Raw genomic sequence first — 15,749 nt, 5'->3', positions numbered from 1 at the left:
GTCCGATTTGTGACCCGCCTCAGTGGCGTGTCCCTCGAACGAGATGCGCATTCTACAGAGCCACGCGTATGTGTCAACGAGGTTACCGAACTATTTTTACACTGTCTCGGTTAGCACCTATACCGCTGATCAAACCGCGATCAAGATGCCTGTTTTCTGACCTTAATTTACGCCGACTGGCCTTCAGACTTACGCGATTTTCTGTAAAGTGCCAATACCGGTCCCGACAACGCGTAAGCAAGAAAACCGATAAACAGAACCGTTGCCGGGTCAAGGGCGACAACCACGAACACCAGAACCACCAGAAGAATGGCAGCGAATGGCACCCGACCTCGCATATCGAGGTCTTTGAAGCTCTTGTAGAGAATGTTGCTGACCATCAGCACCCCACAGCCACCGACGATGATGATCGTCATCAAGGTCAACCAGCTGGCCGGCTCCACTGAATGGAAACACCAGACCAGTCCGGCAACGCAAGCAGCCGCAGCAGGACTGGCCAGGCCAACAAAGAACTTTTTATCCACCGAACCGATCTGGGTATTGAATCGTGCCAGCCGCAGAGCAGCACCAGCCACGTAGATAAACGTTATCGCCCAGCCAACCTGGCCGAGGTTGTTCAGTGACCAGAAGAAAGCCACCAGACCCGGCGCTACGCCAAAGGCGACCATATCAGCGAGGCTGTCGTACTCTTCGCCAAACTTGCTCTGGGTATTAGTGAGCCTGGCGACGCGACCGTCTAGGCCATCCAGGATCATGGAGACAAAGATCGCAATGGCCGCGTTGTCGAATACGCCGTTGGCGGCGGCGACAATAGCATAGAAGCCGGAGAACAGTGACGCGGTAGTCAACGCATTGGGCAGAAGGTATATGCCCTTGCGACGCACCGGGGCACCTTCAACAAGCTCTTCCTCGACCACCTCCCCGGCCTCAATATCGAGTTCGTGCCCGGTAAGCCGACCCGACTCCTGGGCATCGTTTTTTTCAGTCTGCTTCTTCTCGTCAGTCATACCACTCACTCCGGAAAGCATTTAGGCGGAGTATATACGAAAAACGCGGCCACCCGGGCCGCGTTTTTCAAACCAGACCGGGTAACCGGCTCAGTTTTTCTCTTTGTCCACGATCTTGTTCGCAGAGATCCAGGGCATCATGGAGCGCAGCTTTTCACCTACGGTCTCGATCTGGTGCTCGGCATTGATGCGGCGACGGGCCGTCATCGACGGATAGTTGCTGCTGCCTTCCTGAATGAACATCTTGGCGTATTCACCGGTCTGGATGCGCTTGAGTGCATTGCGCATGGCTTCACGGGACTGCTCGTTGATGATCTCCGGGCCAGTCACATACTCGCCATACTCCGCGTTGTTGGAGATGGAGTAGTTCATGTTGGCGATGCCGCCCTCGTACATCAGGTCAACGATCAGCTTGAGCTCGTGCAGGCATTCGAAGTAAGCCATCTCGGGCTCGTAACCGCCATCAACCAGGGTTTCGAAAGCCGCTTTGACCAGCTCGACCGTACCACCACACAGGACGGCCTGCTCACCGAACAGATCGGTTTCGGTCTCGTCCTTGAAGGTGGTTTCGATGATACCGGTACGACCACCGCCAATACCGCTGGCATAGGACAGGGCGAGGTTCTTGGCACTACCGGATGCGTCCTGGAAGATCGCGATCAGGTCAGGAATACCACCGCCGCGGGTGAATTCCGTCCGCACGGTGTGGCCCGGCGCCTTGGGTGCGATCATGATCACGTCCAGATCCTTGCGTGGCACGATCTGGTTGTAGTGAATTGAGAAACCGTGGGCGAACGCCAGCGTGGCACCCTGCTTGAGGTTGGGCTCGATCTCCGCGTTGTAAAGCTGTGCCTGGAACTCGTCCGGTGTCAGAACCATAACCACATCTGCAGCGGCAACGGCGGCGGGCACGTCGCTGGTTTTCAGGCCATAGGCTTCTGCCTTGGCGATGGAAGAAGAACCCGGGCGCAGACCAACCGTGACATCAACACCGGACTCTTTCAGGTTGCACGCATGCGCGTGACCCTGTGAGCCAAAACCGATGATGGCAACTTTCTTGCCCTGAATGATGGAAAGATCGCAATCCTTATCGTAGTAAACCTGCATGTATAACCTCTATATATTTTGTATTGGCCTGTTGGTGGCCGTCATTGTACAGAATGATGTCAACGCCTGTTACAGGCTCAGTACCTTCTCGCCACGGGCTATGCCGGAGACGCCACTGCGGACGACCTCAAGTACACCGGATGTTCCGATGGCCTGAATGAAGCCATCCAGCTTTTCGCTATTGCCGGCCAGCTGGACGGTGTAAACAGAACTGGTGACATCCACAATCTGGCCGCGGAAGATATCAACGGTACGCTTGATCTCGGCCCGCTGGGAGCCGGTCGCCTTGAGCTTGACCAGCATCAGCTCACGCTCGATGTGCGCGCCTTCCGTAAGGTCCACCAGCTTCACCACCTCGATCAGCTTGTTGAGCTGCTTGGTGATCTGCTCGATAACCCTGTCGGAGCCACTGGTGGTGACCGTCAGGCGCGAGAGGGTCTCATCCTCGGTAGGCGCCACCGTCAGCGTTTCTATGTTGTAGTTGCGCTGTGAAAACAGCCCCACCACGCGGGACAGGGCCCCAGGTTCGTTCTCAAGCAAAACAGAAATGATTCGACGCATGATCAGACCCTCTCCGTCTTGCTGAGCCACATATCCTTCATCGAGCCGCGCGCCACCTGCATCGGGTAGACGTGCTCGAACCGGTCAACGTAGATATCAACGAATACCAGATCATCCTTCATCGCCAGCACTTCTTTGAGCTTGGGCTCCAGATCCTCCTTGCGGTCGATACGCACACCGACGTGGCCGTAGGCTTCTGCCAGCTTGATGAAATCCGGCAAGGATCCCATATAGGACTCGGCATGACGGGACTCATAGTTCATATCCTGCCACTGCTTGACCATGCCCAGAGCCTGGTTGTTCAGATTGATGATTTTTACCGGCAGGTTGTACTGCTTGCAGGTGGACAGCTCCTGAATGTTCATCTGGATACTGCCCTCACCGGTAATGCAGAGCACATCATCGTCCGGGTGCGTCAGTTTGACGCCCATGGCAGCCGGCAGCCCGAAGCCCATGGTGCCGAGGCCACCGGAGTTGATCCAGCGATTGGGCTTGTCGAATTTGTAGTACTGGGCCGCAAACATCTGGTGCTGCCCCACGTCCGAGGTCACAAACGCCTCACCGTTGGTGAGCCTGCAGAGCGCTTCCACCACTTCCTGCGGCTTGATCACATCCGGACTGGTCTCGTAGCGCATGCCGTGGAAAGCCCGCCACTCTTCAATCTGCTTCCACCAGGCAGCGATCGCGTCCGCATCCGGCGTTTCCTTGCTCTCCCTGACGAGGGTGATCATTTCCTTGAGCACCGCATCCACGGGACCAACAATGGGAACGTCCGCATCAATGGTTTTGGAAATGGAGGCCGGATCAATATCGATATGAACGATGCGGGCTCCGGGACAGAATTTCTCGGTGGCGTTGGTCACCCTGTCGTCGAACCGCGCGCCTACACACAGGATCAGGTCGGAGTGGTGCATGGCCATGTTGGATTCATAGGTACCATGCATCCCCAGCCAGCCCAGGTGCTGCTTGTCGGAAGCCGGATAGCAACCGATGCCCATCAGGGTATTGGTAATCGGGTAACCCAGCATCCGGACCAGCTCGGTCAGCTGGTCCGTGGCCTTGCCAAGAATGACGCCACCGCCGGCATAGATAATGGGGCGTTTGGCCGCCATCAGCATATCAACCGCTTTTTTGATCTGACCTGCGTGCCCACGAATGGCCGGGTTGTAAGAACGCAGCTTCACCTTCTTGGGAAAAACGTATTCGTAGCGCTCGTTGGGGGTGGTCATATCCTTGGGGATATCGACGACCACCGGGCCGGGGCGACCGGTTGCGGCGATGTAATAGGCCTTGCGGATGATTCCCGGGATTTCCTCCGGGTGACGAACGCTCAGATTGTGTTTCACGACCGGGCGGGAGACGCCGATCATGTCGGTCTCCTGGAACGCATCTTCGCCAATCAGCGTTGATGCAACCTGACCGCAAAGAACCACCAGGGGAATGGAATCCATAAATGCGGTGGCAATGCCGGTAATGGTGTTGGTGGCTCCAGGACCCGAGGTCACCAGTACGGTGCCCGGCAATCCGGTGGCACGGGCGTAGCCGTCGGCCATATGGACCGCCGCCTGCTCATGACGCACCAGAATGTGTTTGACTTTGTCCTGCCTGAACAGCGCATCATAAATATGCAGCGCTGCACCACCCGGATAGCCATATATGTATTCGATGCCTTCATCTTGAAGGGACCGGATCAGCATATCGGCGCCAGACAATAACTCCACGATGTTCTACCCTCTTCTACGAGTGAATGAGCCGGGAAAAGCCCCGGGTGCCTGGATGTCCGGGAATCAGGCTTCTTGTGAAAGCTGAACCGGATACTCCACCACACCAGCCGTAAGAGGTTGTCTCCTGGCCAGCCGCCCTCCTGAGGGTTGCGGAGAACGGCCAATCAACGGGTTGCATATAAGCAACAACCAGTCCGCGATCTGCGCGGGGCATTCAGTGTGGTCATTAACGGGGGATACTCGCACGGGATTGCCTGCCGTATTGGCCCCTGTCTTCAGGCGATCTGCAATTTTGACAGCGCGAAACTACCTGTCAATAGTGACGGCGGTATTTCTGCCTGTCACTGACAAAGGTCTAACCTGCTTTGCGCAAGTATTTGAACCAGCGCCAGGAATCTTACCTTTACAAATGGCATGATAAACATAGGCTAAACAGACGTGGTGCTGTTTAATGCAGCAATCCGACAAGGCTAACGTGGAATGAGTAGAGGTATGAACAGAAAAATTCTCACCCTGGCAGTACTTCTGGTTGCGGCACCAGCCATGTCTTCGGCTGCCTCCGTCTACAAATGGACCGATGAAAACGGGGTTACACACTTCGGCGACCGGCAGCCAACCGGGCAGCAGGCGGAATCCGTGAGCATACGAACCGGGAAACGCTCCGAAAACAGCCGCCCCAGCCCGCAGGAGCAGGTCGAAGCGCTTGAAAGCCAGGAAGCCGAAAAGGCTGAGCGGCAGCAGGAAAACGCCGTCGAAAAGGCGCGACGCAAACAACGAGAAGCAAACTGTGAAACCGCACGCAGCAACCTGGGCATCCTCAAGCGTAACAGCCGCATACGGGTGGAAGAGGATGGCGAACAGCGGTATTTGTCACCGGAAGAGATAGACGAGCAACGCGTAAAGTTTGAGGAAATCGCCGAAGAAAATTGCGGGCAACCGTCAGAAGCCTGAAGCGGGCCAGCGGTAGCAAGACATCAAGACGAAAAAGGCGGAGCAGGTTGCTCCGCCTTTTTTGCTTCAGTCATCACGCCTTGGAGAATTCCAGGGCGTGATCCTTCACCGTGCCACGAATGGTATCCCCGGAGAGGAAATCTCCCTGAAGCAGCCTTTGCGACAGCGGGTTCTCTATCATCCGCTGGATTGCACGCTTCAGGGGGCGAGCACCGTAGACCGGGTCATAGCCGACTTCCGCCAGAAGTTCCATGGCTTCATCGTCCAGCTCCAGCTTCATGTCCTGTTCTTGCAGACGCTTGTTGAGGATCTCGATCTGGACCCGGGCAATGCCCTGGATCTGGCCTTTCGCCAGCGGATGGAACACAACCACTTCATCCACCCGGTTAATAAACTCGGGCCGGAAGTGAGTGCCTACTTCGTCCATAACTGCCGACTTCATAGCCTCGTAGTTCTCTTCACCCGCTTTCTGCTGGATGATGTCGGAACCCAGGTTGGACGTCATCACGATGACCGTATTCCTGAAGTCGACGGTTCTGCCCTGGCCATCCGTTAAACGGCCATCCTCCAGTACCTGCAGCAGTATGTTGAAAACATCCGGATGTGCCTTCTCAACCTCGTCCAGCAACAACACCGAATAGGGCCGGCGACGCACGGCTTCGGTCAGGTAACCACCCTCTTCGTAGCCGACATAACCGGGAGGCGCACCAATCAGTCGGGCAACCGAGTGTTTCTCCATGAACTCGGACATATCGATTCTGACCATGGCCTCTTCGGTATCGAACAGGAACGATGCCAGCGCCTTGCAAAGCTCTGTCTTACCCACCCCGGTGGGGCCCAGGAACAGGAACGAACCGTTCGGACGGTGAGGATCTGAAAGCCCCGCGCGGGAGCGCCGGACTGCGTTGGATACCGCCTCGAGAGCTTCATCCTGACCAATGACACGGTCGTGCAGCGCCTCTTCCATGCGCATGAGCTTATCGCGCTCGCCTTCCAGCATCTTCGAGACCGGAATACCGGTCCACTTGGAGACAATTTCGGCGATTTCCTCATCGGTCACGCGGTTGCGGAGCAGTGTCATCTCCATCATTTCCGCCTGGCTTGCCATATCCAGCTGGCGTTCCAGCTCCGGAATCTGGCCATACTGCAATTCGGACATGCGGCCAAGATCGCCGGCACGGCGAGCGTTCTCGAGGTCAATCCGGGCCTGCTCGAGCTGGCTCTTGATCTTCTGAGAGCCGTGCAGAGCAGCCTTCTCCGTGTTCCATACCTCTTCCAGGTCCGCGTATTCGCGTTCAACGCCGGTGATCACATCGGAAAGCTCTGACAGGCGTTTCTTGGAAGCCGGATCGGTTTCCTTCTTCAGCGCCTCACGCTCGATTTTCAACTGGATCAGCCGGCGCTCAAGGCGATCCAGCGCTTCCGGCTTGGAGTCCATTTCCATGCGGATCTGGCTCGCCGCCTCGTCCACCAGATCAATGGCCTTGTCCGGCAACTGGCGGTCGGCAATGTAACGATGGGACAGCTTGGCAGCCGCGATGATCGCGCCGTCTGTCACTTCCACACCGTGGTGGACTTCGTAGCGCTCCTTGAGGCCACGAAGGATCGCGATGGTGTCTTCCTCGTTGGGCTCGGACACCAGCACCTTCTGGAAGCGGCGTTCAAGGGCCGCGTCTTTCTCGATGTTCTCGCGGTATTCATCCAGAGTGGTTGCGCCCACACAATGCAATTCGCCACGCGCCAGCGCGGGTTTAAGCATGTTGCCGGCATCCATGGAGCCTTCGGCTTTGCCAGCGCCCACCACGGTATGGATTTCATCGATAAACAGAATGATCTGGCCTTCCTGCTTGGCCAGCTCGTTGAGCACGGCCTTCAGGCGCTCCTCAAAGTCGCCACGGAACTTGGCACCCGCAATCAGCGAGCCCATATCCAGCGACAGTACACGCTTGTTCTTGAGACCTTCCGGCACCTCGCCATTCACGATGCGCTGGGCAAGCCCTTCCACAATGGCCGTCTTACCGACGCCGGGCTCACCAATGAGTACCGGATTATTCTTCCGGCGGCGCTGCAGTACCTGGATGGTGCGGCGGATTTCATCATCACGGCCGATAACCGGGTCCAGTTTGCCCGCCTCTGCACGCTCGGTAAGGTCAATGGTGTATTTGGACAGGGCCTGGCGATTTTCCTCCGCGGAGGCATCGTCTACCGGCTCGCCACCGCGAACTTCGTCGATGGCGCTTTCCAGGGCAGACTTGTCGACGCCCTGCTCCCGCAGCACCCGCCCGAGGCTGCCCCGGTCGTCCAGCGCGGCCAGCAACATCAGTTCACTGGAAATGAACTGGTCACCGCGCTTCTGTGCCAGTTTGTCAGCAATATTGAACAACCGCCCCATGTCGTTGGACATGGAGACATCGCCGGCCGAGCCGCGCACTTCCGGCAGGTTTTCGATCTCTTGGGCCACTGCCTGACGGACCCGGCCGGGCTCCGCGCCCGCCTGTTTCAGCAAGGGCTTAATGGAACCGCCCTGCTGGTCCATCAGTGCCTGCATCAAATGCACGGGCTCAATGAAGTTGTGATCCTTACCCACCGCCAGGGACTGGGCGTCCGCCAGTGCGGTTTGCAGTTTACTGGTCAGTTTGTCGATTCTCATGGTGCTGGATTCCCTAATATCTGTCGTGCCGCCCGGAATGTTTCTGGAAAGGCGGCATTTGGTCTGCTTTGACAGTTAATGTAAGGGCAATCGGCGGGACTTCAAGCGGCCAGACCGAAGAAGTGTCAGAAAATTGACGGGCATCATGAAATGTAGATCAGGCTTGCCATCCGTCCGGTTTGCCCGTCCCGACGGTAGGAAAAGAAGCGCTCATGGTCTGTCACGGTGCAGAAATCTCCGCCATATACCTCAAGCACACCGGCGGCCGCGAGTCGTTGCCTGGCCAGTTGGTATATATCCGCCAGGTAGTGCTTTTCCCGGCCAGGGCTGGGCACAAACGCAGAGGTCGCCAGCGGATCATTCAGCAAAAACGTCTCCCGCACCTCGGGGCCAACTTCGAACTGATCAGGACCAATGGCCGGGCCCAACCACGCCATCACCGAGGCAGGGTTTGCGAACCGGGCAACCACTTGCTCGAGTACACCGTCAGCCAGTCCCCGCCAGCCGGCATGGGCCGCCGCAACCTGGCCCGTTGAGGGGTCACAGAACAGAACCGGCAGACAGTCAGCGGTCAGGACCACGCAGATGTTCCCCGGCTGCGATGTCACACTGGCATCGGCGCGAACCGCCCCGGCTTCAGGCAACTCGACTACATCCGTTCCATGTACCTGGTTGAGCCAGCCAAAGCGCTCGTCCACGAACCCGAGGCGTTGATGCAGAACGTGGCGATTGCGCTCCACATCCTCTGGTGAATCGCCGACGTGAGTGCCGAAATTCAGGGTATCCCATGGGGGCCTGCTTACGCCGCCGGCCCTGGTGGTAGAGGCGGCTTTGACCCACGAAGGTGCAGGCCAGTCCGGAATAATGAGAGGCACCTCAGAAGTCATGATGCTCCATATCCTTGACGTGCTTGCGAAGCGCCGCCAGTAGCGTTTCCATGTCCTCGGGCAGGGGCACCTCCCAGGTCATTGTCTCGCCGGTTTGCGGATGCTGCAGTGTCAGCTGCCGGGCGTGGAGCGCCTGGCGCTGGAAACCCGCCAGCACATCGCGGAGCTCGTCGGTGGTGCCTTTCGGGAGACGAAGCCGTCCGCCATACTGCGGGTCGCCAACCAGGGGATGTTTGACATGGGCCATATGCACCCGTATCTGATGGGTGCGGCCACTCTCAAGCTTGCACCGCACATGGGTATGGGCAGCGAAGCGCTCGACCAGACGATAATGGGTAACCGCCGGCTTGCCCGTTGGCACCACCGCCATTTTCTTGCGCTCACGGGGATGACGGCCGATTGGTGCGTCTACCGTGGAGCCCCCGGTCAGTGTGCCCACCACGATGGCTTCGTACTCCCGCCCCATGGTGCGAGTCTGCAACTGGTCGACCAGAGACGTGTGAGCAATCAGGCTGCGCGCCACCACCATGATTCCGGACGTGTCCTTGTCAAGGCGGTGAACAATGCCGGCCCTTGGCAGGTTTTCCACTTCCGGGGCATGGTTGAGCAGGGCATTGACCAGGGTACCGTCGGCGTGGCCTGCGGCAGGATGAACAACCAGGCCTGCCGGCTTGTTGATCACCAGCAGGTGCTCGTCTTCATAGACGATATCCAGGGAGATCGATTCCGCCTGCCAGCTGACCTGCGCCTCCGGCTCGGCGTCCAGTTCAAGCCTGTCCCCCAGCATGACCTTGTCCCGAGGCTTGCAGGCTTTCCCGTTGACCGTCAGTACCCCGCTTTTGATCCAGCCCTGTAAGCGGGACCGGGAGTGCTCCGGCATCAGCTCCGCCGCAGCCTGATCCAGGCGGCGGTCGCTGTGTTCCGGCGGAACAGAAAAGCTGGCGATAATACGGTTTTCAGATGACATTGAGCCCCCGGGGCCGGTGTTAAGTGTTACGTTTGGGTCAGAAATTTCCATTCCACAGCGAGAGCCACTGCACAAGGGCATGGATCCCCGTTACAATGGCTCACCATTCGATTTTCGCCATTATACGGGATTCCGGCATGAGATCAGTTGTTCGATTACTGCTAGTGACTACTGCAGCACTGTTGATCAGTGCCTGCGCCTCAAATGAGCAGGAAGAAGTGCTGCCGGAAGAAACCTATTACGAAAACGCCCGGGACGCCATGAACTCGGGCAATTTCAACGAAGCGGAACTCAATCTCGACTACCTGGAAACCTATTACCCGTTTGGCCGCTATGCGGAACAGGCCCAGCTGGACCTGATTTATGCCCGCTATCAGAACCTGGATCTCGAGGGTGCCCGCGCTGCGGCTGATCGCTTTCTTCGCCTGAACCCGCAAAGCGATCATGCAGACTATGCACTCTATATGCGCGGCCTGGCATCCTACAACCTGGATATCGGTTTGGCGGCAAGATACTTCCCCATCGACGTTGGCGCCAGAGACCCCGGCGAGCAACGACAGGCCTTCCGTGATTTTTCCGAACTGCTGAACCGGTACCCGTCCAGCGAATACGCCCCTGATGCCCGCCAGCGCATGATAGCCATCCGCAACCGCCTGGCCGAACTGGAACTCTTTGCCGCCGAGTATTACATCAGCCGCGAGGCCTATATTGCAGCCAATAACCGGGCTCGCTTTGTGGTGGAAAACTATTCGACCACACCCTCCGTTGAGGATGCGCTGATCATCATGGCGGAAACCTTCCGCTTCCTGGATCTCAAAAAGGCTTCCGCGGATGCTGTTGCCATGCTCGAGGATAACTTTCCCAACAGCAGTGCATTTAACGAGGACGGAGAGTTTCAGGCGGACATTCTCAAACGCAAGGACCGTTCCTTGTCCAGCGTGGTCACCTTTGGCCTGATGGGCGACGAGTAAACCACTCAGTCACGGGCTGCGCCAGGCAGCCCGTGTTTTCTAATTACCGCTTTTCCAACCATTGGTGATCGGATAGCGGCGGTCCTTGCCAAACCCCCTCTCGGTTATGCGCACACCAATTGGCGCCTGTCTGCGCTTGTATTCGTTGATGTCCACCAGCCTCACGACCCTGTCCACGTCCACCTTGTCAAAACCCTGGGCCACGATGGCGTCAGCGCTCAGGTCACGCTCCACATACAGGTTCAGAATCTGGTCGAGCACGTCATAGCCCGGCAGGCTGTCCTCGTCTTTCTGGTCGGGCGCCAGCTCTGCTGACGGTGGGCGAGTAATAACCCGCTCGGGGATCACCGGGGAGAGACTGTTGCGGTACCAGGCAAGACGAAACACCAGGGTTTTGGGCACGTCTTTGAGGGCGTCAAAGCCGCCGGCCATGTCGCCATAGAGGGTCGAATAGCCCACCGCCATTTCGCTTTTATTGCCGGTTGTCAGCACCATTGATCCGAATTTGTTGGACAGGGACATCAGCAATACGCCCCGCAGCCGCGCCTGCAGGTTTTCCTCGGTCGTATCCGGCCGGGTGCCTTCAAACGGGCCTGCGAGGGTTTCCATAAACGCATCGTACAAGGGCTCAATGGAGTACACGTCATACCGAACACCCAGGGCAACGGCCTCCGCTTCAGCGTCTTCAATACTCATGCTGGCGGTGTACCGGAAAGGCATCATCACTGCCCGCACGCGGTCCGCGCCCAGGGCATCGACCGCTACCGCCAGGGTCACGGCGGAATCAATGCCCCCGGAGAGCCCCAGCACGACCGACTTAAAGCCATTTTTATTGACGTAGTCCCGCACGCCCAGAACCAGCGCCTTGTAGACATTCTCCTCCAGGGAGGGCTCGGCGATCGCAGGCTGTGAAATCGGCTGGCAATGGTGCTGAACGATGAAATCAACCGGGTAGAGCCCTTCACTGAACTGTGGCGCTTCGGCCGCAAGCACGCCGGAGTGATCGAAGACCATTGAACCGCCGTCAAAGACCAGCTCGTCCTGGCCGCCCACCAGGTTCACATAGGCAATACTGACACGGTTTTCACAGGCCTTGCGCTCGATCAGAGCCTTCCGGCGTGCCTGCTTGTCGATATCGTAGGGAGACGCATTGAGGTTGACGATCAGTTTCGCGCCGGCAGCCGCAGCGTCCTCCACCGGGCCGTCGCTCCAGATGTCCTCGCACACGGTCACACCCACGGGAACCCCATGAATGTCCACGACAAGGGTTTCGGTGCCATCGGCAAAATAGCGCTTCTCGTCAAACACCTGATAATTGGGAGGAAACTGCTTGAAGTAGCGGCCGGTTATTTCCCCACGCTCCACAATCACCGCGGCGTTATAGAGCAAAGCCCCTTCCCGTAACGGGGCTCCCACGATAATTGCGGGACCGAGCTTCTCTTCACGCAGGACTTCCAGCGCCTCTGCAATGCGCACCTCCATACTCGGGCGCAGCAGAAGATCCTCGGGAGGGTAGCCCGTCAGACACAGCTCGGGGAAAACCACCAGGTCCGCCTGATGCTCTCTCTCCGCGCGGCGGGTGGCCTCAATCACCTTGGCGGTGTTACCGGGAATATCGCCCACCAGAAAATCAAGCTGGGCCATAACCACTCTCAGTTTTCCCGGTACCTGGCCGCCGGGTGACTGATGCTTTTCCACGGACATAACGCAGCTCCTGTAACTCATTGCCATTAAAAGGCTATTATAACCCCGCAGGGCAACAGAATTCTCGCGGGATACCCATCGGATTATGGCAAAAACATCGACAACTGATCTTCAGCCCTACGCGGACGCCCCTCCCGCGAGTCAGAGGGGCAGACTGTTTCGCATCTACAATCATTACAGGGTGGTCGTCAGCGTTATCCTCGTCGCGCTGTTGTTCGTCGATCCGATCAACTTCGACTCCCGCTTCCGGGCCATGGACTATTACCAGGCCGGCGTCATCAGCTACCTGGCCATCAACGGTTTTCTCGCCATGGTCATGCTGGCGGGGTTCCAGCCACGAAGCCGTCACATCACCATCTCGATCCTGATGGATATTCTGATCCTGCATGGTCTTCTGCTCACCAGTACCGGCATTACCAACGGCCTGGCCAACCTGGTCATCGTTTCCGTGGCCGCTGGCAACATCCTGACACCGACCCGGATTGGCACCTTCTACGCGGCACTGGCTGCAATCTGTTCCCTGAGCATCTCCAGCTGGTCAGTGATGGTATTTGGCGACTCGGCTGATGAAATCGTCCGGGCCGGCTCGCTCGGCATCCTCTACTTCGCAGCCGCCTTCATCCTCCAGTACATTTCCCGGCGCATGCTGCGCAGCGAGGCATTGGCCAGCTCGCGAGCCCGGAGTATTGCGGAACTGGAACAGATCAACCGCCAGATCATACAGCGCATGCGCACGGGGATTCTTGTTCTGGACCGTTTCGGACACATTCGCCTGGCCAACGCGGCCGCCGAGGAACTGCTTTTCGGCATTGCCAGCGAGGAGGCCAGCCACCAGACCAGCCGCGGGCGCACCCTGCCCCAGCCGCTTCGCATGGGCCTGGAAGCCTGGCTGAAAGACCCCAGCCGCCGAACAGAGCCGTTCCAGGCCACACCCACCTCCCCCATGGTTCAGGTAAATTTCACCCAGCTTGACCAGGATCGCGGGGACCAGATCCTGGTGTTCATCGATGACATGAGCAAGGTGACACAGCAGGCACAGCAGATGAAGCTGGCCTCACTGGGGCGACTGACCGCCGGTATTGCCCACGAAATCCGTAACCCCCTCGGCGCCATCAGCCACGCCTCGCAGCTAATGGGGGAATCCCCCAACCTTGATCAGGGCGACCGCAAGATGCTGGACATCATTGAGCGGCACTCCCGCAGGGTCAACGGCATCATCGAAAACGTACTGGACCTGTCCCGGCGCCGGGCGGCCAATTCCGATCTCATCGACATCAGCCACTGGCTTTCAGCATTTCGTGATGATTACCTCCAGACCCAGGATAATGACCATCACCAACCGCCCCATATTGAATTGCGAACGGCCGCTAACCTGCCACAGGCGCGTTTCGATGTGAGCCAGATCGAACAGGTAATGGTGAACCTCTGCGATAACGGTTTGCGGTACAGTGAACAGGCCACCGGCGAGCGCAAAATCGTGATCTATGCCGGAGCAACCGCCGATGGTGAAAGAGCCTTCGTGGATGTTCGGGATTTTGGCCCCGGCATCGCACCGGAGCACCGGACTTCCGTTTTTGAGCCGTTCTTCACAACTGACAAAAGCGGGACAGGCCTTGGCCTTTATCTGGCACGGGAACTGTGCGAGGCTAATCAGGCTCACCTGTCCCTGGTGGACGACAACCAGCCCGGCTGTTGTTTCCGCATTACCTTTGCCCATCACGGGCGAATGATATGACCAATCCGGACACCGGTAGTCTGAACAACGACATGGACCCAACAACAATCCAATGACCACTCACACAGCGCTGATCGTAGACGACGAACCCGACATCCGGGATCTGCTGGAAATCACCCTCACCCGCATGGGCATTAACACGCTGACCGCGCCGGACGTTACCAGCGCCAGGAAACTTCTGGGTGAGCACCGACCACAGCTCTGCCTGACCGACATGAACCTGCCGGACGGCAACGGCATCGAGTTGGTGCAGTGGATCCAGCAGCATTCGCCAAACACCCCGGTGGCGGTCATCACGGCCTATGGCAACATGGACACGGCGATCGAATCCCTCAAGGCCGGCGCTTTCGATTTTGTTTCCAAACCCGTTGAGCTACCGCGCCTGCGCGAACTGGTCAACAGTGCCCTGAAGCTCTCGGAACCGGATTCCGGGACCGAAGCCTCCGCCGACGAGCCTGGCCTGTTGTTGGGCAATTCCGCTGAAATCAAACGCCTGAGAACCCAGGTACGCAAGCTCGCCCGCAGCCAGGCGCCAGTGTTCATCAGTGGCGAGTCAGGCAGCGGCAAGGAGCTGGTGGCACGCATGATTCATCTGCAAGGCCCGCGCCGGGACAAGCCCTTTATCGCGGTCAACTGCGGCGCAATACCGTCCGAGCTCATGGAAAGCGAGTTCTTCGGCCACAAGAAAGGCAGTTTTACCGGCGCCGTGGACAACAAGGACGGCCTGTTCCGATCGGCCGACGGCGGCACGCTGTTTCTGGACGAAGTCGCCGATCTGCCACTGGCCATGCAGGTAAAACTGCTGCGAGCCATTCAGGAAAAAGCCGTTCGGCCGGTTGGCGACACCAAAGAGGTGGCGGTGGATATCCGCCTGCTCAGCGCCACCCACAAAGACCTGCCGGGGCTTGTCCAGAACGGCGAGTTTCGCCAGGACCTGTTTTACCGCATCAACGTCATCGAGCTATCGGTACCCGCGCTACGGGACAGACCGGACGACATCAGCCTGCTTGCAAACCACATACTCCAGCGCATTGCCCGGGAATACGAGTGCGAACCCGCAGCGCTGACTCCGGATGCCATCGACCGCCTGAAAGATCATGACTTTCCGGGCAATGTGCGGGAGCTGGAAAACATTCTGGAGCGTGCCTTTACCCTGTGCGACGCCGACCTGATCGGCCCGGAAGACCTTCACATCGGCAACGGCCCTGCGCCCAGTGGATTATCGGGTGCAGGTAGCACGGGAACACCCGCCACAGAACACGAGCCGCTGACCCTGCCCGAAGGTGAGATTGATCTGGAAAACTACCTGGAATCCATCGAGCGCCAGGCCATTGAAAAAGCCCTCGCGGCAACCCGCTGGAACAAGACGGCCGCGGCCAAACGATTGGGGATCAGTTTTCGGGCGTTGAGGTATCGATTGAAGAAACTGGGGATGGAGTGAGAGAAATCCTACAGCTAGATAGTCGAAATGCCGCTGTAATAACA

The 15,749-nt window shown here is 58.1% G+C and carries 12 protein-coding genes; 4 read left to right on the top strand and 8 right to left on the bottom strand.

Annotated features, from left to right (window positions below):
• Positions 1–167: 167 nt before the first annotated feature.
• The 4 genes from pssA to DIT71_RS15965 form a co-directional block, all read right to left on the bottom strand.
• Positions 168–1,007 (bottom strand): CDP-diacylglycerol--serine O-phosphatidyltransferase, encoded by an 840-nt coding sequence (pssA, locus tag DIT71_RS15980; RefSeq protein ID WP_114614221.1) that lies wholly within the window; start codon positions 1,005–1,007, stop codon positions 168–170.
• Positions 1,008–1,097: 90 nt separating this feature from the next.
• Complete coding sequence (gene ilvC / locus DIT71_RS15975) at positions 1,098–2,114, bottom strand: ketol-acid reductoisomerase (protein ID WP_114614220.1); 1,017 nt, start codon at positions 2,112–2,114, stop codon at positions 1,098–1,100.
• 69 nt (positions 2,115–2,183) lie between these two features.
• Positions 2,184–2,675, bottom strand: coding sequence for an acetolactate synthase small subunit (gene ilvN, locus DIT71_RS15970; RefSeq protein ID WP_114614219.1), 492 nt, complete (start codon positions 2,673–2,675; stop codon positions 2,184–2,186).
• 2 nt (positions 2,676–2,677) lie between these two features.
• Complete coding sequence (locus DIT71_RS15965; protein ID WP_114614218.1) at positions 2,678–4,396, bottom strand: acetolactate synthase 3 large subunit; 1,719 nt, start codon at positions 4,394–4,396, stop codon at positions 2,678–2,680.
• 495 nt (positions 4,397–4,891) lie between these two features.
• Between DIT71_RS15965 and DIT71_RS15960 the strand changes: the two genes are divergently transcribed.
• The gene (locus DIT71_RS15960; RefSeq protein ID WP_114614217.1) at positions 4,892–5,350 is read left to right on the top strand and encodes a DUF4124 domain-containing protein; all 459 of its coding nucleotides are present in this window, start codon (positions 4,892–4,894) and stop codon (positions 5,348–5,350) included.
• 73 nt (positions 5,351–5,423) lie between these two features.
• Here DIT71_RS15960 and clpB read toward each other — a convergent pair whose 3' ends face one another.
• From clpB to rluD, 3 genes are all read right to left on the bottom strand, one after another.
• A complete protein-coding gene (gene clpB, locus DIT71_RS15955) occupies positions 5,424–8,000 on the bottom strand; it encodes an ATP-dependent chaperone ClpB (protein ID WP_114614216.1) in 2,577 nt (858 codons plus the stop codon).
• A gap of 143 nt (positions 8,001–8,143) precedes the next feature.
• Positions 8,144–8,887, bottom strand: coding sequence for a peptidoglycan editing factor PgeF (gene pgeF / locus DIT71_RS15950; protein WP_114614215.1), 744 nt, complete (start codon positions 8,885–8,887; stop codon positions 8,144–8,146).
• Positions 8,877–9,854 carry a 23S rRNA pseudouridine(1911/1915/1917) synthase RluD gene (gene rluD, locus DIT71_RS15945; protein ID WP_114614214.1) on the bottom strand — a complete coding sequence of 326 codons (978 nt, stop codon included), beginning with the start codon at positions 9,852–9,854 and terminating at the stop codon, positions 8,877–8,879. Before rluD ends, pgeF begins: the two co-directional genes overlap by 11 nt.
• Positions 9,855–9,991: 137 nt before the next feature.
• On the opposite strand from rluD, the gene DIT71_RS15940 reads away from it, so the two are divergent.
• Complete coding sequence (locus DIT71_RS15940; protein WP_114614235.1) at positions 9,992–10,825, top strand: outer membrane protein assembly factor BamD; 834 nt, start codon at positions 9,992–9,994, stop codon at positions 10,823–10,825.
• A 39-nt stretch (positions 10,826–10,864) separates the two neighbouring features.
• Here DIT71_RS15940 and DIT71_RS15935 read toward each other — a convergent pair whose 3' ends face one another.
• A complete protein-coding gene (locus DIT71_RS15935) occupies positions 10,865–12,529 on the bottom strand; it encodes an NAD+ synthase (protein WP_114614213.1) in 1,665 nt (554 codons plus the stop codon).
• A gap of 85 nt (positions 12,530–12,614) precedes the next feature.
• Between DIT71_RS15935 and DIT71_RS15930 the strand changes: the two genes are divergently transcribed.
• Positions 12,615–14,264: a sensor histidine kinase gene (locus DIT71_RS15930; protein ID WP_114614212.1), complete on the top strand. Its 1,650-nt coding sequence runs from the start codon at positions 12,615–12,617 to the stop codon at positions 14,262–14,264.
• Positions 14,265–14,316: 52 nt separating this feature from the next.
• Complete coding sequence (locus tag DIT71_RS15925) at positions 14,317–15,705, top strand: sigma-54-dependent transcriptional regulator (protein ID WP_114614211.1); 1,389 nt, start codon at positions 14,317–14,319, stop codon at positions 15,703–15,705.
• Positions 15,706–15,749: the final 44 nt, after the last annotated feature.

It is taken from the genome of Marinobacter vulgaris, from assembly GCF_003344045.1.
Classification (GTDB): domain Bacteria; phylum Pseudomonadota; class Gammaproteobacteria; order Pseudomonadales; family Oleiphilaceae; genus Marinobacter; species Marinobacter vulgaris.
Note: the sequence above shows the minus strand (reverse complement) of the source record. Positions and strands in the feature narration are given on the sequence as shown.